Source organism: Streptomyces sp. NRRL B-24484, assembly GCF_000717715.1.
GTDB lineage: Bacteria > Actinomycetota > Actinomycetes > Streptomycetales > Streptomycetaceae > Kitasatospora.
The window spans coordinates 146,346-166,123 of sequence record NZ_JOAI01000013.1 but is presented as its reverse complement, the minus strand read 5'-3'; the positions used below and the strand labels follow the sequence as shown (position 1 = coordinate 166,123).

The window sequence follows — 19,778 nt, the reverse complement described above, 5'->3', positions numbered from 1 at the left end:
CGCGGAACGGACCGGCCGGACGGTCGGGACGGGGGCGCGGCGGGTCAGGACCGGGCGCGGCGGCCGCCCCTGCGGCGGCGGCGCGAGCGCTTGCCGTGGGTGAGGGCGGGCATGCCCTCGGCGGCCAGCACCACGGTGGTGCGCACCCCGGTGCCGCCCTCGCGGGCCGGGCGGGTGCGGCGGTGGCGCAGGATGCGGACGAGGCACAGGCCCAGGCAGAGCAGCGCGACCGGCACGCTGGTGCGGGCCAGGGTGATGCCGACCGGCTGCGGGTAGCGGTTGCCGCAGACCCGGACGGCGGCCGGGTCGTCGGCGGCGTGCTCCAGGCAGAGCGTGTCGCCCACCTTGGCGCCCTCGGGCAGCCAGAGGTCGGCGGCGGTGAGGCTGCGGCCCTCCGCGGTGTACAGGACCTCGCTGTAGCTGCCGCTGCCGCCGGGCAGCTGCGTGACGGTGCCCTGGACGCGGACGGGGTCGGCGGTGATCCGGTCGGCCTGGTCGGCCTGCCGCCAGCCGAGCAGGCACATGCCGAGGGCGAGCACGGCGCTCAGCACGGCCCCGAGATACCAGCCGCGGCCCAGCCGCGGGGCTGACAGGTGGGGGGCGGTGGCGGCGGGTCGCATCGGTCCTGTCCTGGCGGCCGGGGCCCGGTCGGGCCCGGTGGTGAGGGGCGCCCCCGGGACGGCGCCTGAGGGGCTGTCCGGGATCGTAGCCGCTGGCGGTGCCTCAGGTCACGGCAGGATGTGTGCGGTTTGTACGACCTTTGCCGGAAGCGGGTGCGGCGCCGGGACGCGGTCGGGCGTCAGCGGCCGCGGTAGAGCAGCCGCCCGCCGAGCACGGTGGCCAGGCAGCGGCCCGCGCCGGCGCGCTCCAGGTCGGCCGCCGAGGCCGCGGCGAAGACGGCGAAGTCGGCCGGGCCGCCGGCCTCCAGGGGGCGGTGCACGGCCTCGGCGAGGGTACGGCCGGCGAGCGGGTCGAGGCCGCCGTCGGCGCCGTCGCCGGGGACGGCGGTCAGCCCGGAGCGGGCCACCGCGGTGCGCACGGCGGGGTGGGCGAAGGGCCCGGCGACGGCGGTGGTGCCGTGGCCGAGCATCCGCTGCAGGCCGCGCCGGGCGGACCCGCCGCGCTGCCCGTCGGGCACGTCGAGGACGAGCGGCTCCGCGCCGAGCTCCTCGCGCGGGTCGGGGTGGTAGCGCCGTTCCAGCTGGCAGGCCCCGTACGGGTTGAGCAGGCCGGGGACGAGCAGGCCCGGCCACGCGCGCAGCCGGGCCGCGGTGTCGGGCCGGTCGGCGTACGGGCCGACCCAGGCGACCAGGCCGCCGTCGACCAGCACCGCGCCGTCGGCGGTCGCCGGGGCCGCGGGGGCGGCCGGGTCGGCGATCAGCAGTGCGGCGCGGTGCAGGGTGAGCATCAGGTCGCCGACAGGATCGTCAGCTCGGGGTGGGCGGTGCCGCCCTCGATCGCGGTGGAGGCGATGTGCGAGGCGACCCGGGGGTCGACCGGGTCGTTCGCCGGGTCGTCGAGGACGCGCAGGTGCTGGTAGGTGGTGGAGCGCTGGGCGGGGGTGCGGCCGGCCGCCCGGATCAGGTGGATCAGCTCGGTGAGGTTGGAGCGGTGCTTGGCGCCCGCCGCGGAGACGACGTTCTCCTCCAGCATCACGGAGCCGAGGTCGTCGGCGCCGTAGTGCAGCGAGAGCTGGCCCGCCTCCTTGCCCGTGGTGAGCCAGGAGCCCTGGATGTGGGCGACGTTGTCGAGGAAGAGCCGGGCGACGGCGATCATCCGCAGGTACTCGAAGACGGTGGCCTGGGTGCGGCCCTTCAAGTGGTTGTTCTGCGGCTGGTAGGTGTAGGGGATGAAGGCGCGGAAGCCGCCGGTGCGGTCCTGCACCTCGCGGATCATCCGCAGGTGCTCGATGCGCTCGGCGTTGGTCTCGCCGGTGCCCATCAGCATGGTGGAGGTGGACTCCACGCCGAGGCCGTGCGCGGCCTCCATGATCTCCAGCCAGCGCTCGCCGGACTCCTTGAGCGGGGCGATCGCCTTGCGGGGGCGCTCGGGCAGCAGTTCGGCGCCGGCGCCGGCGAAGGAGTCCAGGCCCGCCCGGTGGATCCGGGTGATGGCCTCCTCGATCGTCACGCCGGAGATCCGGGCCATGTGCTCGACCTCGGAGGCGCCCAGCGAGTGGATGACCAGCTCGGGGAAGTCGGCCTTGATCGCCGCGAAGGCCCGCTCGTAGTACTCCACGCCGTAGTCGGGGTGGTGGCCGCCCTGGAACATGATCTGGGTGCCGCCCAGTTCGACCGTCTCCGCGCAGCGGCGCAGGATCTCGTCGAGGTCGCGCGACCAGCCCCTGTCGCTCTTCGGCGGGACGTAGAAGGCGCAGAACTTGCAGGCCGTCACGCAGACGTTGGTGTAGTTGATGTTCCGTTCGATGATGTACGTCGCGATGTGCTCGACGCCGGCGTAGCGGCGGCGGCGCACGGCGTCCGCGGCGGCACCGAGGGCGTGCAGCGGCGCGGAGCGGTAGACCTCCAGCGCCTCCTCGGGGGTGATCCGACCGCCCGCGGCCGCACGGTCGAGGACGGCCTGCAGGTCGGCGGCGGGGGAGTCGAGGGTCTGCTCGGACACCTTGCGGGCCTACTTTCTTTCCAACGGCGGGCTGTCCGACGGCGGCACCGGCGGGCGGCGGGGCGCCTCCGGGACGGGAGGGCACCCGGACGGCAGGACCGAACCAGCCTACGCCAGCACTTTTCTGCGGCCCGTCACCCCTGCTTGGCCAGGTCGCCGGAGGGGTCCATGCCCAGCGGGGCACCGCTGACCTGCAGGTGCAGCGCGCCGCTGCCGGCCGGTGCGTAGGTCTGCTTCTCCGGTTCGCCGGTGCACCGAGGGTCGGTGCCCACCGGGCGCTCCTGCAGCTCGATCCGGTCGGCGGTGGCGGTGAGCAGGGTGAGTTCGCCGCGGCAGACGGTGTCGCTGAAGGCGGAGGCGTTGCTGGTGCGGCCGACCACCTCGCCGACCTTGCCCCGGCCGAACTCGACCCGGAAGGTGCTGGGCAGGCCGCCGACGCGGGTGGTGATGGTGCCCTGCCAGGTCCCGAGGTAGCCGGCCGGGAGCGTGCCGGAGCCTCCCGGGGAGGCGGCCGGGGAGGACTGGGCCCCGGCCGGGGAGGCCGTCCGGCCGCCGGAGGAGCCGCCGTCGCCCCCGCCGCTGTCGCCGGGGCCGGTGGGTCTGCTGGTGGCGGCGTCCTGGCTGCCGCGGTCCGGCTGACCGGAGTCGGGCAGCAGCGTCCACAGGCCGGCGCCCGCGGCGAGCACCGCCAGCACGGCCGGCACCGCGAGCAGCACCGTCCGGCGGCGGCGCGGGCCTGCGGCGGCGGGACGGTCGAGGGTGGTCGGGGTGCGGTCGTGCGGCGGGCCGGGCGGGACGGGTGGGACGGGGGCCGCGGCGGGGACGGCCGGCTCGTCCGGGTCGTGCGCCTCCAGGTCGAGGAGTTCGACGGCGCTGCGGGCCACGGCGGCGGAGACGGCGGGCGGCAGCCAGTCCCCGGCGGCGGGGGCGGCGCCGGGGGCGAGCAGGGCGCGCAGGGCAGCGGGGGTGGGCCGGTCGGCGGCGTCCTTGTGGAGGCAGGCCAGGACGGCCTCGCGCAGCGGGCCGGTGAGTCCGGAGAGGTCGGGTTCCTCGTGCAGGACCCGGTAGAGCAGGACGGCCGCGCTGACGCCCTCGCCGAACGGGGCGGTGCCGCTGGCGGCAAAGGCGAGGACGGCGCCGAGCGAGAAGACGTCGCCGGCCGGGCCGGCCGGTTCGCCCGCGGCCTGCTCGGGCGAGAGGTAGCCGGGCGAGCCGACCACGTACCCGGAGCGGGTGAGGGCGGTCGCGGCGTCCAGGGCGCGGGCGATGCCGAAGTCGATCAGGCGCGGCCCGTCCAGGGCCAGCAGCACGTTGGACGGCTTGACGTCGCGGTGCACCAGGCCGAGCGCGTGCACCTGTTCCAGGGCCTCGGCGAGGGCGGCGCCGAGGGCGTGCACGGCCGGGACGGGCAGCGGTCCGTGCCGGCGGACGGCTGCGTCCAGCGAAGGTCCGGCGACGTAGCCGCTGGCCACCCAGGGGCGGTCGCCCTCGGTGTCGGCGTCCAGCACCGGGGCCGTCCAGCGGCCGCCGACCAGCCGGGCGGCCGCGACCTCCTGCCGGAACCTGGCCCGGAACTCGGGGTCGTCGGCGAGTTCGCCGCGCACCACCTTGACCGCGACCGTCCGGCCGCCGGCCGTGCGGCCGAGGTAGACCCGTCCCATGCCGCCCGCGCCGAGTCGGCGCAGCAGCCGGTACGCGCCGACCCGTGCCGGGTCCGAAGCACCCAGTGGTTCCATCCCCCCGCCTCCCGTCGGCCCGGTGGGCCCCGCCGGACAGTACCAACCGGGGCCCCTGCACGCCGGTGTTACCCGACGGCGGGCACGGACTCCAGCAGGCGCACCGTCACGTCCGGGGCGAAGCCGCTGTCGTGGGCCACCCGGCGGGCGAACTCGGCGATGCCGGCGAGCTGGCGGCCGCCGAGCGAGTAGTCCAGGGCCTCGGTGAAGTACCGCTCCAGCAGCGGCGCCTCGAAGGACTCCCAGCGGGCGGCCTGCTCGGCGACCTTGCCGGCCTCGGTGAGCGACAGGTCGCGGGACTCCAGGAAGGCGCGGTGCACGGCGGCGACGGTGCCGGGCTGCTGCTCGACGTAGCTGCGGCGGGCGGCCCAGACGGCGAAGACGAAGGGCAGGCCCGTCCACTCCTTCCACATGGCGCCGAGGTCGTGGACGGCGAGGCCCTGGCTGGGGGCCTGCTCCAGGGAGGCGCGCAGGGCGGGGTCGCCGATGAGGACGGCGGCGTCGGCGTCGGCGAGCATCGCGTCGAGGTCGGGCGGGCAGGAGAAGTACTCGGGCCGGACGCCCTCGCGCTCCTCCAGCAGCAGGCGGGCGAGCCGGACGGAGGTGCGGCTGGTGGAGCCGAGCGCGACGCGGCGGCCGTCGAGGTCGGCGAGCGGCACCTTGCTGACGATCACGCAGGACATCACCGGGCCGTCGCTGCCCACGGCGATGTCGGGCAGGACGACGAGGTCCTCGGCGTGCCGCAGGTATTCGACGCAGGTGATCGGGCCGACGTCCAGGTCGCCGGCGACCAGGCGGTCGCTGAGCTTCTCGGGGGTGTCCCGGGTGAGGTCGAGATCGAGGAGGTTGCCGGTCCGCGCGAGCCCCCAGTAGAGGGGCAAACAGTTGAGGAACTGAATATGTCCGACCCGGGGCCTTACCGCCGCCGAGCTGCCCGCTTCGCTACCGGTCACCGTGCGCTCCCTCTGATGTTCGTACTCTCCCCGCAGCGTATGCCTGCCGCGTTCAGGTCCCGACACCAGGCGGACGACACACCGGCGCGCCCTCCGGTCACCCCTGGTCGGGGCCGCGCCCGCGTGCTAACGTCTCCTCCAGTTGCAGTTTGATTCCCCTTGCAGTACTTGAAGCCTGCGGAGCATGTAACCGCGGGCTTTTCGTAGTTTTTCAGCAGTTTCAGCGCAATTGAGCATTGATTGAGCACTGTGCGAAAAACTCCGGACCCTACCGGAGGCAGGGCGATCAGCGCAGCGGACCGGAGGTCACACGGTGTGGCCTCCAATACGTCCCTCGCAAGGAGAACGGCATGGCTCAGGGAACCGTCAAGTGGTTCAACGCTGAGAAGGGCTTCGGCTTCATCGCCCAGGAGGGCGGCGGCCCCGACGTCTTCGTCCACTACTCCGCCATCAACTCGACCGGCTTCCGGTCGCTCGAGGAGAACCAGGCGGTCACCTTCGACGTCACCCAGGGCCCGAAGGGCCCGCAGGCGGAGAACGTCACCGCTGTCTGACGATCCTCTGATGATCTGATCGCTCCGGACCTCCGGGTCCGCGGTGGCCACCCGGGCCGCCACACGAGCACGAAGAGCAGTACCAAGGGGGCCCGCCACGTCGTGGCGGGCCCCCTGCCTGTGTCGGGGCCGCGGCCGCTGCGGCCGGGGCCCCGACACGCGGGGAGCACTGCTCCGTCAGCCACGGCGCATCGCTCGATCGGGTGATCCTCGCCACGTGGCCGGGGCCTGTTGTCGATTCGTGACCGGACGATCCCCCGGGTGCGAAACTGCCGGGGCCCTTCGCGCGTCTATCGAAGGGAACACGGCGAAGGGGTATGGCAGTGAAGCGGGCGGCAGGCAGGGTCGTGGCGGCAGCGGTGCTCGGTGGGGCGCTGGTGCTCACCACCGCGTGCAGCAGCAGCGGCGGCGGGGGTTCCTCCTCGGGCGCCGACAAGCAGGAGCAGAAGAAGTCCCAGGCCCAGCTGACCATCGAGCCGGCGAACGGCGCCACCAAGGTGAAGCCGTCCGGCGCGCTCAAGGTCGCGGTGGCGAACGGCAAGCTCACCGCGGTCAAGGTGACGGGCAAGGACGGCAAGGAGGTCCCGGGCGCCATCACCCCGGACGGCCTCGGCTGGACGCCCGCGCAGAACCTCGCCGTCTCCACCGAGTACAAGGTGACCGCCCAGGCCGCGGACGCCTCCGGCGTCGCCGCCACCTCGGAGAGCAGCTTCACCACCCTGACGCCCACCAAGGGCGCGGGCCCGTACGACAACATCTCGGACAAGCAGACGTACGGCGTCGGCATGATCGTCTCGCTGAACTTCAAGAAGGCCGTCGAGAACAAGGCGGCCGTCGAGAAGGCCGTCACCTTCGAGGCCACCGACGGCACCGTGGTCAAGCCGCACTGGTTCGGCAACACCCGGGTGGACTTCCGCCCGGAGCAGTTCTGGAAGCCGCAGACCAAGGTCACCGTGCACTACCGGCTGAAGAGCGTCGAGACCGCCCCGGACGTGTACGGCGAGGTCGACAGCGACCAGAGCTTCACGATCGGCCGGTCCCGGGTCAGCGTCGCCGACGCCTCCACCCACGAGATGGTGGTCAAGGAGGACGGCAAGCCGGACGCGACCATCCCGATCAGCGCCGGCGCCAGCTCGCCCGCCTCGCAGAACACCTTCAACGGCACGATGGTGGTCATGGCCAAGGAGGGGACGACCGTCATGGACTCCTCCACCGTGGTCAACCACGAGGGCCCGGCCTACAAGGTCGAGATGCCGCACGCCCTGCGGCTCACCCCGACCGGCACCTACGTGCACGGCAAGTACGCCCCCGGCGTCTTCGGCCGCACCAACACCAGCCACGGCTGCATCGGCCTGGAGGACACCTCCGCCAAGGACGGCTCGTCGGGCTCGACCGCCGGCCAGTTCTACGACGCCGCGATCGTCGGCGACCCGGTCACCGTGCAGAACTCGGTCGGCCAGCAGGTGCGGCCGGACAACGGCCTGAGCGGCTGGAACATCGGCTGGGACAAGTGGTGACGCACTGACCCGAACGCCGTCGGGGCGTCCGTCCGGAGGGGGGATCCGGACGGGCGCCCCGATGTCGTGTCAGGGGTGGTTCCCGCGCTTCGTCACCAGGCGGACGGCGCCGGCGGGGCCACCACCGGCGGGCGGTCGTCGCAGGTGATGGTGTTGGGCAGTTCCCAGGGGGCGAGCCAGGCGCCGGTGGTGCCGCCGCCGTCGTTGCCGCCGAGGTCGGTCACCGAGAACTCGGAGCCGGCTGGGGTGAAGTGGAAGCTGCCGCAGTTGTTGACGCCGACCGCGCCGACGTTGCGGGCGTCCACGTTCTCGAAGTCGGCGGAGCCGGCCGCCCGGGCGCTGAGCACCGAGGTGCCGGTGCCGTCCACCCGGATGTCCTTGAAGTGCAGGCCGGTGACCTCGTAGAGGTCCTTCACCGGCCAGTCGGAGACCACCATCACCGCGTTGTAGGTGCTGTCGAGGAAGTGGTCGCCGGTCACCCGGACGTCCGCGGCGATGTCCTTCTCCAGCGCGTAGAACCAGATCGCGCCGAGGCCGATCTTCCAGTTCAGCTCGTAGGTGCCGGAGCGGACGGTGGTGTTGTCGGTGATCCACAGGTGCCCGGTGAACGGCTCGGCGCCGAAGCGGGAGCCGACGTGGATCGCGCTGCCCTCGCGGACCGGGTCGGCGACCAGGTTCCCGGAGGCGGTGTTGTCGGTGCCGCCGTAGATCGCGATGCCGTTGGCCAGCACCGGCGACTGGACGGTGTTGTGGTCGAAGGTGTTCCGGGCGTCCTCGGTCTTCTCGGACCACATGGCGAGGCCGTCGTCGCCGGTGTTGCGGACGAGGTTGTGGGAGACCACCGAGTCGGTGACGCCGGTGTGGAAGTTCAGGCCGTCGGCGATCTGGTCGGTGATCACGTTGCGGGTCACCCTGAGGTTCTTCATCGGCCCGTCGAACCAGAGGCCCACCTTGGTGTGGTGGATGTAGAGGCCCTCGATCACGGAGTCGCTCATCGCGCCGCCGATGCCGTTCACCTGGTCGGTGTCGATCCGCTCGCGGACGTCGCCCTCGATCGCGAAGCCGGACAGGTGGACGTTGCGGCTGCCGCCCGCGGCGGCGTCCTTGCCGTAGAAGCCGACGCCGGTGTGCACCGAGCCTCCCCCAGCCTCCGGCCGGGGGGACCCCCATGGGGCCGGGGTCGCCAGATCGACCTGGTGGCCCTTGACGATCGTGTACCAGCTGCCGGCGCCCTCGATCGTCACGTCGTCGACCACGATGTGCCGGTTCACCTGGTAGGTGCCCGGCGGCAGGTAGACCGGCAGGTGGACCCGGCGGGCGAAGGCGATCGCCCGGTCCAGGGCGTCCGCGGAGTCGCGCCGGCCGGTCGGGTCGGCGCCGAAGGCGAGCACGTTGGCCGAGGCGAGGTTCACGTGCGGGGCGGCGACGAGCTCGGAGTCGAGCAGGTCGACCACCGTCCAGGCGGCCTTGCTGCCCTGCGGCACCGTCAGCCGCACGGTGTCGCCCGCCTTGTAGGTGCGGCCCAGCAGCAGGCGCTGTTCGTCGTAGAAGTGGGTCGGCCGGAAGGGCTTGGCGATCTCCGGGGCCGGGGTGGTGGCGCTCGGCACGCAGGAGCACTCGGTGATCCACCAGTCGGGGTGCAGCAGCCCGGCCTGCGGGTCGTTGCTGAACGGGTACTGGTTGTAGAGCCAGGAGTACTGCGAGGTCAGCGTCATGGTGCTGTGCTTGCGGCCGTTCACCGCGACGTCCAGCGGCGCCGTGGTGCCGCCGCCGCCCGGGGCGTCCGGGATGCTGTAGCGCACGGTGATCGCATTGGCCGCGGCGGGCAGGGTGAACTCGACGTACTGGCCGGGCGTCAGCTTCACCGCGGAGCGGCCGGAGGCCTCCGAGGGCAGGGTGTAGGCGGTGCGGTCCGGGCCGATCACCGTGCCGGTGCTCCGCGCGTTCTCCGCCTCCTGCTCGGCGGCGCCGAGGTCGGCCCCGCGTCCGGCGACCAGCGCGGGGGCCAGACCCGCCCGCGTCACGACGGCCCCGGCGGCGGACTTCGGGGTGTCGGCGGCGGCCGGCCCGGCGTAGCCGACGGTGGCCGCGGTCACCGCCGCCAGCACGGCCGCGGCACGTCGCGGCGGGCCGCCGGCCCGGCGTGTCGCAGCTCCTCTGATGCTCCGTGACATCGCTTGCTCGATTCTCTCGGGGTGGTGGCGGCCGCAGGCGCCCGCGGCGGAGCGTAGGACGGCGGCAGGCCACACCACAAGAGTCGTGCAAGCAATTTTCGAGAATCTATAGATTTGATGCAGCGCAGACAGTTGATTATTGCGCTCCGTATCTCACCCTCTGCAGTCGCCCCGGAACGCCCCGGGCCCCTCCCCCCGGGGCGGGGAAGGGGCCCGGGGCGGGCGGGACGGCAGGTCAGGCCGCCGCGGCCACCGGCTCGGCGGCACGGACGGGCTCGGGCTCCGTCAGCAGGTCGCCGGTGGGGTTGTCGTAGGCCGTGCGGTCCAGCGTCTTCTCGCGGGCCGCGACCAGGATCGGCACGACCGCCTGGCCGGCCACGTTGGTGGCGGTGCGGACCATGTCGAGGATCGGGTCGATCGCGAGCAGCAGGCCGACGCCCTCCAGCGGCAGGCCGACCGTCGACAGGGTGAGGGTCAGCATGACGATCGCGCCGGTGAGGCCGGCCGTCGCGGCGGAGCCGATCACCGAGACGAAGGCGATCAGCAGGTAGTCGCCGATGCCGAGGTGGATGCCGTACACCTGCGCCACGAAGATCGCGGCCAGCGAGGGGTAGATCGCGGCGCAGCCGTCCATCTTGGTGGTCGCGCCGAACGGGACGGCGAACGACGCGTACTCGCTCGGGACGCCGAGGCGCTCGGTGACCCGGCGGGTGACCGGCAGGGTGCCGACCGAGGAGCGGGAGACGAAGGCCAGCTGGACGGCCGGCCAGGCGCCGCGGAAGAAGTGCACCGGGTTGAGGCCGCCGGCGAAGCGCAGCAGCAGCGGGTAGACCGCGAACAGCACGATCGCGCAGCCGATGTAGACGTCGGCGGTGAGGGTGGCGAACGGGGCGAGCAGGTCCCAGCCGTACTTGGCCACGGACTTGCCGATCAGGCCGAGGGTGCCGAGCGGCGCCAGCCTGATGACCCACCAGAGCGCGGTCTGGGTGAGGTCGAGGACGGACTCGGCGAGCCGGCGGACGGGCTCGGCCTTCTCGCCGATCTTCAGCACGGCGGCGCCGGTGACGACGCCGAGGAAGACGATCTGCAGGACGTTCACCTCGACGAACGAGGTGGCGATGTTGGTCGGGACGATGCCGGTCAGGAAGTCCACCCAGCTGCCCGCCTCCTCGGGGGCCTTGAGGCCCACGGTGGACAGGCCCGCGCCGCGGCCGGGGTCGGTGAGCAGGCCGAGGCCGAGGCCGACCGCGACGGCGATCAGCGAGGTGGCGAGGAACCAGAGCAGCGTGCGGACGGCGAGCCGGGCGGCGTTGGCGACGTTCCGCAGGTTGGCGACGCTGACCACGATCGCGGTGAAGACCAGCGGCGGGACGGCCAGCTTCAGCAGCTGGACGAAGGTCTTGCCGATGGTGTCGAGGGTGGTGGTGAGCCAGGCGACGTCGCCGGCGCGGGCGATCCAGCCGAGCAGCAGGCCGAGGGCGAGGCCTCCGGCGATCTGGGCCCAGAAGGGCGTGCGGCGGACTGTGGACAGGGGTCCGGGCATGGGGATGCGACTCCGGGGGTGGGGTGGCAGACGGGGGAGGTCGGACACGGCGGCACACGCGGGGCCCGTCCGGGCGGGGGCCGCGGAGGAACCGTCAGGAGAGGCGTGCCGCCCCGGTACAGCCGCAGGCGCGGCGGGCGCGCGGGCAGGCGCAGCGGCGGACGGGCGGGGTGCCCGGCCTGTCCTGGAGTGCGGCGTCTGCGGTGGTCACGGCCGGAACGTTAGCAGTAAACATTTGAGATGTTCAAAGTATTGGTTTGAGCTATGGCCACGAACCGGCCAGGCCCGGCAAGGGTCGGCCGCGACCCGGATTGACCGGCGCGCGCAGTTATACGTATAACTGCAGCTATGGGCTACATCGCGCTGCTCCGCGCCCCGCACGTCACCCGGCTGCTCCTCGGCACCCTGCTCGGCCGGCTCCCCGCCGGCATGACCGGCCTGGTGATCGCCCTCGCCCTGCGCGAGGCCGGTGCGCCGTACAGCCGGATCGGCCTCGCCACCGCCGCGTACGCCGTCTCCGCCGCGATCGGCGGGCCGGTGCTCGGGCGGATCGTCGACCGGACCGGCCAGCCCCGGGTGCTGCTCAGCACCGCCCTGGTCGCCGGCCTCGGCTACGCCCTGCTCGCCCTCGCCCCCGGCTCCGCGGCCGCCGCCACGGCCGGTGCCGCGCTCGCCGGCCTCGCCATGCCCCCGCTCGAACCCTGCCTGCGCGCGCTGTGGCCCTCCGTGGTGGCGGAGGAGCAGCTCGACACCGCGTACGCCTTCGACTCCGCCTCGCGCCCGCCGCCCCCCCCCCGCCCGGGGGGGGGGGCCCCCCGCCCGCAGCGCCTCCGCCGGACTCCTCGGGCCGCTGCGCTCCCTCGGCCTCGTCCTGCTGCTCGTCGGCCTGGCCGGCGCCGGCTGGACGGTCGGCGCGCAGAGCGTGCTGTTCATCGCCTACGCCGAGCAGCACCCCGGCGCGCTGCCCGGCGGGGCCGGCCTGATGCTGGCGCTCGCCGCCCTCGGCGGGCTGCTCGGCGCGCTCGGCTACGGCGCCGTCCGGTGGCGGAGCACCACCGCCACCCGCACCTGGGTGATCGCGCTGCTGATGGCCGCGTCCTACCTGCCGCTGCTCGCCCTGCCCGGGCCGTACGCGATGGCCGGGCTCTCGCTGCTCTCCGGGATCGGCCTGGCGCCGCTGCTGGCGGCCGCGTTCGTGCTGATCGCCGAACTGGCCCCGACCGGGACGGTCACCGAGGCCTTCGCCTGGCTGATCACGCTGTTCGCGACCGGGAACGCCGCGGGCTACGCGGTGTCCGGCGCCCTGGTCGAGGGCTCGCTGCTGCGGGTCGCGGTGTGCGCGGCGGCCGGGATCGGCGTCGGCGGGGTGCTGCTCTTCGCCTGCCGCGGATGGTTCCGTCCCGCGGCCGCCGACGCCCCGGCCCTTACGGTCCTAGCGGCCTGACGGACACTCACCCGGGACCGTGCCCGGTGCGGTGCACCGGGCACGGCGGCGGTCAGGCCGGGCGGGTGGAGGCGCGGACGACCAGCGTGGTGGGGAGCGGCGGGACGGGCGCGACCGGCTCGCCCGCGAGGAGGGCGGCGAGGGCGGTGACGCCGGTGCGGCCGAGCTCCTCGCCCGGAAGGTCCACGGTGGTGAGCGGCGGCACGAGCAGACCGGCGACCGGGATGTTGTCGATGCCGACCACCGAGACGTCCCCGGGGATCCGCAGGCCGAGTTCGGCGGCGGCCTGGTAGAGGCCGGAGGCGACCACGTCGTCGTCGCAGATCACCGCGGCCGGCCGGTCGGGCCGCTGCAACAGGGTCCGGGCGACCGCCCGGGCGGCCTCGGCGCCCTCGTTCAGGCTGACCCCGGCCTCGACGACCTCCAGGTCCGCGGTGGCGGCCTCGAAGCCGGCCTGGCGGGTGCGGAAGGTGTGCGCGGACAGCGTGGAGCGCAGGTGGCCGATCCGGCGGTGGCCGCGGGCGGCGAGGTGTTCCACGGCGGCCCGCATGCCGGCCGCGACGTCGAGCTCGACGGTCGGGCGGCCGGGGCTGCGGGCCGGGTCGGCGTCGAGGAAGACCGCGGGGGTGTCGGCGGGGAGTTCACCGAGCTGGCTGTCGTCCGGCGAGCAGATCAGCAGGCCGTCGAAGCGGCCGGCGGTGGCGGCCTCCGCGAGGGTCGCACCGTCCCAGCCGGAGGAGACGACCACGGCGAGGCCGCGCCGGTGGGCCTCCTCGTGAACCCCGGAGAGCACCCGGCCGAAGAAGGGGCCGAGCAGGTTGGGCACGGCGAGCATCACCATGCCGCTGCGGCCGAGCCGCAGTTGGCGGCCGGCGGCCTGCGGCTGGTAGCCGAGGGCGCGGGCGGCCTCGCGGACGCGCCCTCGGGTGGCGTCGGAGACGCGGTGGCCGCCGGCACCGGAGAAGACCAGCGAGACGGTGGCCTGCGAGACGCCGGCCAGCCGGGCCACGTCGCGCCCGGTGGGGCGGCGCGGCGGCGCGGGGTCGGCCAAGGTCAGTCCTGCACGGCGGCGGCGCGGGCCGCGTCGTCGGCCGCGTCCTCCTCGGCGTTCCGGTCGGCGATCCGCTGCGCGGTGCGGGAGCGCACGCCGCCGACCTTGTCGACGATCTGCTCGGACATCGCGTCGCGCTGCTTGCTGAGCACGACGTAGCTGATCGGGGCGGACACCAGGAGCGCGAGCAGGATGAGGAAGACGACACCGCTGCTGCCGGCCACCGGGATGACGCCGAAGCGGCCGAGCAGCACGGCCACCAGCAGGCAGCCGAGGAAGATACTCGCCCGCAGGGAGGTGTAGCGGAGCGTGGCGTGCGACTTGCGGCTGCTCACGGGTGGCGTCCTTCACGGCTGGGGTACGACGGGTGGCTCCGGCCGGGCCGCCTGGGGCGGGCCTTCGCCGGGGCCGGTCTCCCAGTGAAGCATGCCGAACGGCGGTGCCCGCACGGGGTCAGCCGATGTCGGCGCGGAGGTCCAGCCACATGGTGACGTCGTCGCGGTCGTCGCCGGGCCCGACCCGGATCGCGCCGGGCACCCGGCCGACCTCCCGGTAGCCGCAGCGGCCGTAGAAGGCCTCCAGGCCGAGGCCGCCCCGCAGGGTGAGCCGCAGGCCCGCGAGGCCCTGCTCACGGGCGGTGCGCTCGGCCTCGGCGAGGAGGTCGGCGCCGTAGCCGCGGCCCTGCAGCTCGGGGTGGACCATGACCCGCTTGAGCATCCGCCAGTGCTCCATGAGGTCGAAGCGCATGGAGGTGAGGAAGAGCGCGGCGGCGAGCCGGCCGGTCGCCCGCTCGCGGCCGATCAGCAGCCGGTCGGGGCCGCCGGGGCGGAGACCGGCGAACTGTTCCTCCGCGGCGGGGCGCACCCGGTCGGCGGTGACCGGGGGGACGAAGCCGACCGCGCCGCCGGCGTTGCTGACGTCCGTCCACAGCGCCACGAGCTCCTCGCGCAGGCCGGGGGTCAGGACGGGGTCCTGCGTGAAGCGCAGTGTCATAGCCGCAGATGCTATCCACTCCTTACGACGGTCCGCTCCTCACGACGGTCGGCCGCGCCCTCAGGCGGTCGCGGCCGCCGGGGCCCCGCCCGCCCGGGCGCCGCCGCCGCGCAGCGCCAGGCAGAGCACCACGGCGACGGCGCACAGCCCGCCGGCCGCGTACCAGGCGAGGTCGTAGTCGCCGAAGCGGTCGCGGACGACGCCGGCCAGCCCTGCGACCACCGCGGCGCCGATCTGGTGGGCGGCGAGCACCCAGCCGAAGACGATCGGCGCGTCGGCCCCGAAGTGGCGGCGGCAGAGCGCCACGGTGGGCGGCACGGTGGCGACCCAGTCGAGCCCGTAGAAGATCACGAAGGCGAGGATCGGCGGCTGCAGCGAGTGGCCGAACAGCTGCGGCAGGAAGAGCAGGGAGAGCCCGCGCAGGCCGTAGTAGACGACGAGCAGCCGCCGGGAGTCGAAGCGGTCGGTGAACCAGCCGCTGGCGACGGTGCCGGCCACGTCGAAGACGCCGATCAGGGCGAGCAGGCTCGCGCCGGTGGTGACCGGCATGCCGTGGTCGTGCGCGGCCGGGATGAAGTGGGTGCCGACCAGGCCGGCGGTGGTCGCGCCGCAGATCGCGAAGGAGCCGGCCAGCAGCCAGAAGGCCCTCGACCGGGCGGCCTCCCGCAGCACCCGCAGCGAGCGGGCCAGTGCGCTGCCGTCCGTGACCGGCGCGGGCGGCTGCTCGGTGGCGCCGTACGGGAGCAGGCCGACGTCGGCGGGGCGCTCGCGCATCAGCAGCAGCACGGGCACGGCGACGGCGGTGGCCGCCAGCGAGACCACGACCACCGCGGTGCGCCAGCCGTGGTGCTCGACCAGCGCGGCGAGCACCGGCATGAAGACCAGGTTGCCGGCCGCCCCGGCGGCGGTCAGCACGCCGGTGACCAGGCCCTGCCGGGCCTGGAACCAGCGGCCGGTGACGGTGGTGGCGAAGGCGCCGGCCATCGATCCGCTGCCGAGGCCGACCAGCACGCCCCAGCAGAGGATCAGCTGCCAGCTCTCCGTCATCAGGACGGTGAGGCCGGCGCCGGTGGCGATGGTCAGCAGGGCGCTGACCACGATCAGGCGGATGCCGAAGCGGTCCATCAGCGCGGCGGCGAACGGCGCGGTGAGGCCGTACAGGGTGAGGTTGACCGAGACGGCGCTGCCGACGGTGGCGTGCGACCAGCCGAACTCGGCGTTCAGGGCGTCCATCATCAGGCCGGGCGCGGAGCGGAACCCGGCCGAGCCGAGCAGGACGACCAGGGCGACGCCGGCCACCACCCAGGCGTAGTGCAGGCGGGGCGGGCGGGTGCCGGCGGGGGCGGCGGGTCTGCGGGTGCTCAGATCGGTCACCGGACGAGTGTCCCGAGCGGCACGGCCGGGAACGAGTGGCCTGACTGCCAGCTTTCGTCAGGATCGGGCCAAACGGCCCGGCCGCGCCGCGCACCGGCTCAGTGGTCGGCCACCCGCCGCAGGTTCCGGATCGGCCGGACGAGCAGCAGCGTGGCGACCACCAGCACCGCGACCACCGCCCCGGTGAACAGCACCGCCCGCGGACCGAAGGCCGCGGAGGCGGGGCCGGCCAGCGCGGAGCCGACCGGTGCCATGCAGACCGACCCGGCGACCTCGTAGGCGTGGATCCGGTTGAGCACCTCGGCCGGCACCTGGGTCTGCACGCTGGTGGCCCACATGACGCTCCAGAAGGTGGCGCCGACGCCGGTGACCAGGAAGCACACCGCGAGCGCCGGCACGGGAAGCCCGAGGGCGATGCCGAGCGGGGTGAGCGGGAAGGCCAGCATCGCCAGCGCCCCGCCGCGCAGCGGGTGCTGCGGCCGGACGCGGATGGCGAGCAGCCCGCCGAGCACGGTGCCGGCCCCGAAGACGGCGTTCAGCACGCCGTACGCCGTGGAGCCGTGCGCGGGGACGATCAGGCCGGCGGCGATCGGCTGCAGCGGGCCGAAGCAGATCGCGCTGTGGAAGAACCAGATCACGATGACGCCCCACATCCAGCTGCGGGCGCGGAACTCGTGCCAGCCCTCGACCAGGTTCCGCCAGAGGCTGTCGCCGGGCGGCGGCGCCGGGGCCGGCCCGAGCCGCAGCGCGAGCAGGCAGCCGGCGCTCAGGGCGTAGGCGCAGGCGGCGACCACCATCACCCAGCCGGTGGCGGCGGCGCCCGCCAGCAGGCCGGCCAGCGCCGGGCCGAGCAGGACGGTGAGCGCCTCGGAGGTGCGCAGCACCCCGTTGGCGCCGTGCACGTCACGGGCGGTCAGCGGGACGGTGGAGGCGGCGCCGGGCTGGAACATCGCGGCGGCGGTGCCGGCCACGGCGAGCAGGGCGTACAGCTGCCAGAGCCGGTCGACGCCGGTGAAGAACAGCCAGGCCAGCAGCACCCGGGTGGCCAGGTTGAGCAGGTCGGCGGCGATCATCAGCCGGCGGGCGGTGAAGCGGTCGGCGAGCACCCCGCCGACCAGCACCAGGCCGGCGAAGGGCGCCATCAGGAAGGCCATGGCGTAGCCGACGCTGCCGAGCGGGTGGCCGGCGCCGATCAGGCCGGCCGCGACGGCGACCGGGAGCATCGCGTCGCTGAGCAGACCGGAGCTGCGGGCGGTGAAGTAGAGCCGGAAGTTGCGGGTCCAGATGGCCGGTCCGGCGTCGGCGGCGGGGACGGTGACGGCCGGGGCGGGCGCGGGTCTCAGTTCGGGCACAGCAGCAGTTTTGGTCCAGACCACTTCCGCGGGCCAGTGGTTTCCGGGTCACAATGTGGCACCGCCCCGCGCGAAGGGAGACCAGGATGACAGGGGCCGCGCGGCAGCACCGGGTCGCGGTGCTGGCACTGGACCGGGTGATCGCCTTCGAACTGGCCATCCCGGCAAGGATCTTCGAGTCGGCCAAGGGCCCGGACGGCGTACCGCTGTACCGGGTGGCCACCTGCACGGTGGACGGCGGGCCGGTCGCCACCAGCACGGACTTCCGGATCTCGGTCGACCACGGCCCCGAACTCCTCGCCGAGGCCGACACCGTGATCGTCCCCGCGCAGCAGGACGGCCCCGGCGACGTGGTGGACGGGGTCCTCGACCCGCGGATCGCCGCCGCCCTGGCGACGGTCCGCCCCGGCGCCCGGCTGGTGTCGATCTGCACCGGCGCCTTCGTGCTGGCCGCGGCGGGCCTGCTCGACGGCCGCCCGGCGACCACGCACTGGGCGTACACCGAGCGCTTCGCCCGGATGTTCCCGCAGGTGCGGCTGGATCCGGACGTGCTGTTCACCGACGACGGCGACGTGCTCACCTCGGGCGGGGTCGCCGCGGGCGTGGACGTCTGCCTGCACCTGGTGCGCCGCGACCACGGCAGCGCCGTCGCCAACGCGGTGGCCCGGGCCTGCCTGGTGCCGCCGTGGCGGGAGGGCGGACAGAAGCAGTACGTCGCCGTGCCCGGGCCCGACCCGCTGCAGGGCGGCTCCGGCACGGCCGCCGTCCGGGCCTGGGCGCTGGAGCACCTGGACCGGCCGCTGCCGCTCGGCGACCTGGCCGCCCGGGCGGGCATGAGCGTGCGGACCTTCACCCGGCGGTTCCGCGACGAGACCGGGAGCAGCCCGGGCGAGTGGCTGGCGCTGCAGCGCACCGAACTCGCCCGGCGGCTGCTGGAGGAGACCGACCTGTCGGTGGACCGGGTGGCCCGGCGGGCCGGGTTCGGCACCGCGGCCTCGATGCGGCTGCACCTGCGCGGCCGGCTGGACGTCGCACCGAGCGCCTACCGGCGGACCTTCCGCACCACCGAGCCGGTGCCGCACCGCTCGCCGGACGGTGCCCCGCCGCGCACGCCCCGAGCACGGCACGCCGGGACACCGTCCGAGCGGACGCGCGAGCCCTGAACCCGCGCGCCTTCGCTCCGCACTCGCCGAGGAGGCCTGCGGGCGGTCGGCAGCCTGTCCCCCTGATGTGCTGGCACCACCCGGGCTTCCCTCGGCGTCCCCTCGCGACGGAGCTGCACCCAAGCGTGATCAGTCGGATACGTCACGTCAATGGCTTGTCGTAAATTCGGCGAGGTTGCGGCGCATCGGCCGGAATGCGGAGCACGGCCGGGCCGGTGCGGACGACCCGTGCGCCCCGGGCGCACCGGTGGTGGCGGTACCCCGCGGCACCCTGCGACGGGAAGCGGTCAGAGCTGCCAGGCGAGTTCGTCGAGGGCGGGCACCGCGGCCGGGACGGGCGCCTCGACGGCCGGGTCGATCTCGCACCAGACCCGCTTGCCGGAGCCCTCCGGGTACCAGCCCCAGCGCACGCAGAGCAGTTCGACGAGCTCCAGGCCGCGACCGTTGGTGGCGTCCCGGCCGGCGTGCCGCGGGGCGGGTGCGGTGCGGCTGGCGTCGGCGACCTCGACCCGCACCGGCGATGAGGCGACGTCAGGCGACGCGGCGTCGGCGACCGGCATGGTCAGCCTCAGCACGGCCGGACAGCCGGTGTGCACCACGGCGTTGGTGACCAGTTCGGAGACGACCAGCACCAGGGTCTCGGCGACCGGCGCATCGGGGTCGAGCCCGTGCCCCTGAAGCCTGGTCCGTACCCACCGGCGCGCCCTGCCGACCTCCGCCGGGTCCGCCTGGACCGCCAGCTGCACCTGAAGTACCTGCACCGCTCCACCACCCGCACTCGGTAATCGGCCACCCACACCCTGCCGCCCGGCCCGGGCGGCAGCGCCTTCATCACACCGGTCGGCCGGCCGCGCTCGGCCGGTCTGCCTGGTCGGATTACCCATGGCTTCGACACGAATACGCCTCAGGATGATTCGACCGGATGGTCGCAGCAAGCGCTTCGGGCATATTCCAGCGATCGGGGGACAGCTCGGTGCATACTGTCCCGCTCACCCTGACGAGGGTCGCACCGACGATCGTCAGGCCGGGCCGGGGGCTGTGCACGAGCACAACGACGGTACCGCCAGAGCGGCCGTCCGGGGCGCCCGCCACGAGCGAACCACCCTTCCCACATGTGTCCGAACCCGCCGTCCCCGCCGGGGTACCGGCAGGATCTGACGGGGTGAAAGTTCCCGCCCCCTCATTTCCGCATTTCACCCGGCGGGTCCGCGGTCTTGGATACCGTGGTCGCAGGCATGGCCCGTCGCCCGGCGTGCCGGGGCGGACACGGTGCGGCCAGGCCCGGCGACACGCCGGGGAGAG

Annotated in this window: 17 protein-coding genes and 1 pseudogene; 5 read left to right on the top strand and 13 right to left on the bottom strand. The window is 74.3% G+C overall.

Going from position 1 to position 19,778, the window contains the following annotated elements; all coding sequences use genetic code 11:
• Positions 1–44 precede the first annotated feature (44 nt).
• The 5 genes from IE98_RS0114685 to IE98_RS0114665 form a co-directional block, all read right to left on the bottom strand.
• Positions 45–620, bottom strand: a complete 576-nt coding sequence (locus IE98_RS0114685) for a hypothetical protein (RefSeq protein WP_030268960.1) — start codon at positions 618–620, stop codon at positions 45–47.
• A 179-nt stretch (positions 621–799) separates the two neighbouring features.
• Positions 800–1,408: a hypothetical protein gene (locus IE98_RS0114680; RefSeq protein ID WP_030268958.1), complete on the bottom strand. Its 609-nt coding sequence runs from the start codon at positions 1,406–1,408 to the stop codon at positions 800–802.
• Complete coding sequence (mqnC, locus tag IE98_RS0114675; RefSeq protein ID WP_030268956.1) at positions 1,408–2,622, bottom strand: cyclic dehypoxanthinyl futalosine synthase; 1,215 nt, start codon at positions 2,620–2,622, stop codon at positions 1,408–1,410. Before mqnC ends, IE98_RS0114680 begins: the two co-directional genes overlap by 1 nt.
• Positions 2,623–2,756: 134 nt before the next feature.
• The gene (locus IE98_RS51935) at positions 2,757–4,358 is read right to left on the bottom strand and encodes a serine/threonine-protein kinase (RefSeq protein ID WP_052390520.1); all 1,602 of its coding nucleotides are present in this window, start codon (positions 4,356–4,358) and stop codon (positions 2,757–2,759) included.
• Positions 4,359–4,426: 68 nt separating this feature from the next.
• Positions 4,427–5,311, bottom strand: a complete 885-nt coding sequence (locus tag IE98_RS0114665) for a menaquinone biosynthetic enzyme MqnA/MqnD family protein (protein WP_030268952.1) — start codon at positions 5,309–5,311, stop codon at positions 4,427–4,429.
• A 350-nt stretch (positions 5,312–5,661) separates the two neighbouring features.
• Here IE98_RS0114665 and IE98_RS0114660 point away from each other — a divergent pair, with 350 nt between their 5' ends.
• Entirely contained in the window at positions 5,662–5,865 is a 204-nt protein-coding gene (locus tag IE98_RS0114660) for a cold-shock protein (protein WP_030268950.1), read from the top strand.
• Positions 5,866–6,182: 317 nt separating this feature from the next.
• Positions 6,183–7,382 (top strand): L,D-transpeptidase family protein, encoded by a 1,200-nt coding sequence (locus IE98_RS0114655; RefSeq protein WP_030268948.1) that lies wholly within the window; start codon positions 6,183–6,185, stop codon positions 7,380–7,382.
• A 92-nt stretch (positions 7,383–7,474) separates the two neighbouring features.
• Here IE98_RS0114655 and IE98_RS0114650 read toward each other — a convergent pair whose 3' ends face one another.
• Both IE98_RS0114650 and IE98_RS0114645 read right to left on the bottom strand, forming a co-directional pair.
• Positions 7,475–9,556, bottom strand: a complete 2,082-nt coding sequence (locus IE98_RS0114650) for a glycosyl hydrolase family 28-related protein (RefSeq protein ID WP_030268947.1) — start codon at positions 9,554–9,556, stop codon at positions 7,475–7,477.
• A 235-nt stretch (positions 9,557–9,791) separates the two neighbouring features.
• Positions 9,792–11,099 (bottom strand): dicarboxylate/amino acid:cation symporter, encoded by a 1,308-nt coding sequence (locus IE98_RS0114645; protein WP_043174158.1) that lies wholly within the window; start codon positions 11,097–11,099, stop codon positions 9,792–9,794.
• A 348-nt stretch (positions 11,100–11,447) separates the two neighbouring features.
• Here IE98_RS0114645 and IE98_RS52570 point away from each other — a divergent pair.
• Positions 11,448–11,813: pseudogene (locus IE98_RS52570) on the top strand (MFS transporter); the annotation flags it as partial.
• A 208-nt stretch (positions 11,814–12,021) separates the two neighbouring features.
• Positions 12,022–12,543 (top strand): hypothetical protein, encoded by a 522-nt coding sequence (locus IE98_RS44595; protein ID WP_052390518.1) that lies wholly within the window; start codon positions 12,022–12,024, stop codon positions 12,541–12,543.
• A 52-nt stretch (positions 12,544–12,595) separates the two neighbouring features.
• On the opposite strand, the gene IE98_RS0114635 is transcribed toward IE98_RS44595, so the two are convergent.
• The 5 genes from IE98_RS0114635 to IE98_RS0114615 all read right to left on the bottom strand — a co-directional run bounded on the left by IE98_RS0114635 (position 12,596) and on the right by IE98_RS0114615 (position 17,313).
• A complete protein-coding gene (locus IE98_RS0114635; protein ID WP_030268943.1) occupies positions 12,596–13,594 on the bottom strand; it encodes a LacI family DNA-binding transcriptional regulator in 999 nt (332 codons plus the stop codon).
• Positions 13,595–13,596: 2 nt separating this feature from the next.
• Complete coding sequence (locus IE98_RS49065) at positions 13,597–13,929, bottom strand: DUF4229 domain-containing protein (protein ID WP_030268941.1); 333 nt, start codon at positions 13,927–13,929, stop codon at positions 13,597–13,599.
• Between the two features lie 118 nt (positions 13,930–14,047).
• The gene (locus IE98_RS0114625; protein ID WP_030268939.1) at positions 14,048–14,587 is read right to left on the bottom strand and encodes a GNAT family N-acetyltransferase; all 540 of its coding nucleotides are present in this window, start codon (positions 14,585–14,587) and stop codon (positions 14,048–14,050) included.
• A 60-nt stretch (positions 14,588–14,647) separates the two neighbouring features.
• Entirely contained in the window at positions 14,648–15,961 is a 1,314-nt protein-coding gene (locus IE98_RS0114620) for an MFS transporter (RefSeq protein WP_043174156.1), read from the bottom strand.
• A gap of 98 nt (positions 15,962–16,059) precedes the next feature.
• Positions 16,060–17,313 carry an MFS transporter gene (locus IE98_RS0114615; RefSeq protein ID WP_052390517.1) on the bottom strand — a complete coding sequence of 418 codons (1,254 nt, stop codon included), beginning with the start codon at positions 17,311–17,313 and terminating at the stop codon, positions 16,060–16,062.
• Between the two features lie 86 nt (positions 17,314–17,399).
• Here IE98_RS0114615 and IE98_RS0114610 point away from each other — a divergent pair, with 86 nt between their 5' ends.
• Positions 17,400–18,476: a GlxA family transcriptional regulator gene (locus IE98_RS0114610; protein WP_063748923.1), complete on the top strand. Its 1,077-nt coding sequence runs from the start codon at positions 17,400–17,402 to the stop codon at positions 18,474–18,476.
• A gap of 287 nt (positions 18,477–18,763) precedes the next feature.
• Here IE98_RS0114610 and IE98_RS0114605 read toward each other — a convergent pair whose 3' ends face one another.
• The gene (locus IE98_RS0114605; RefSeq protein WP_052390516.1) at positions 18,764–19,237 is read right to left on the bottom strand and encodes an ATP-binding protein; all 474 of its coding nucleotides are present in this window, start codon (positions 19,235–19,237) and stop codon (positions 18,764–18,766) included.
• Positions 19,238–19,778: the final 541 nt, after the last annotated feature.

Bases quoted from the DNA above. Each gene is read 5' to 3' on its own strand.
- IE98_RS0114685 (WP_030268960.1), bottom strand. From the start codon at position 620: ATGCGACCCGCCGCCACCGCCCCCCACCTGTCAGCCCCGCGGCTGGGC.
- IE98_RS0114680 (WP_030268958.1), bottom strand. From the start codon at position 1,408: ATGCTCACCCTGCACCGCGCCGCACTGCTGATCGCCGACCCGGCCGCC.
- IE98_RS51935 (WP_052390520.1), bottom strand. From the start codon at position 4,358: ATGGAACCACTGGGTGCTTCGGACCCGGCACGGGTCGGCGCGTACCGG.
- IE98_RS0114660 (WP_030268950.1), top strand. From the start codon at position 5,662: ATGGCTCAGGGAACCGTCAAGTGGTTCAACGCTGAGAAGGGCTTCGGC.
- IE98_RS0114655 (WP_030268948.1), top strand. From the start codon at position 6,183: ATGGCAGTGAAGCGGGCGGCAGGCAGGGTCGTGGCGGCAGCGGTGCTC.
- IE98_RS0114650 (WP_030268947.1), bottom strand. From the start codon at position 9,556: ATGTCACGGAGCATCAGAGGAGCTGCGACACGCCGGGCCGGCGGCCCG.
- IE98_RS0114645 (WP_043174158.1), bottom strand. From the start codon at position 11,099: ATGCCCGGACCCCTGTCCACAGTCCGCCGCACGCCCTTCTGGGCCCAG.
- IE98_RS0114625 (WP_030268939.1), bottom strand. From the start codon at position 14,587: ATGACACTGCGCTTCACGCAGGACCCCGTCCTGACCCCCGGCCTGCGC.
- IE98_RS0114610 (WP_063748923.1), top strand. From the start codon at position 17,400: ATGACAGGGGCCGCGCGGCAGCACCGGGTCGCGGTGCTGGCACTGGAC.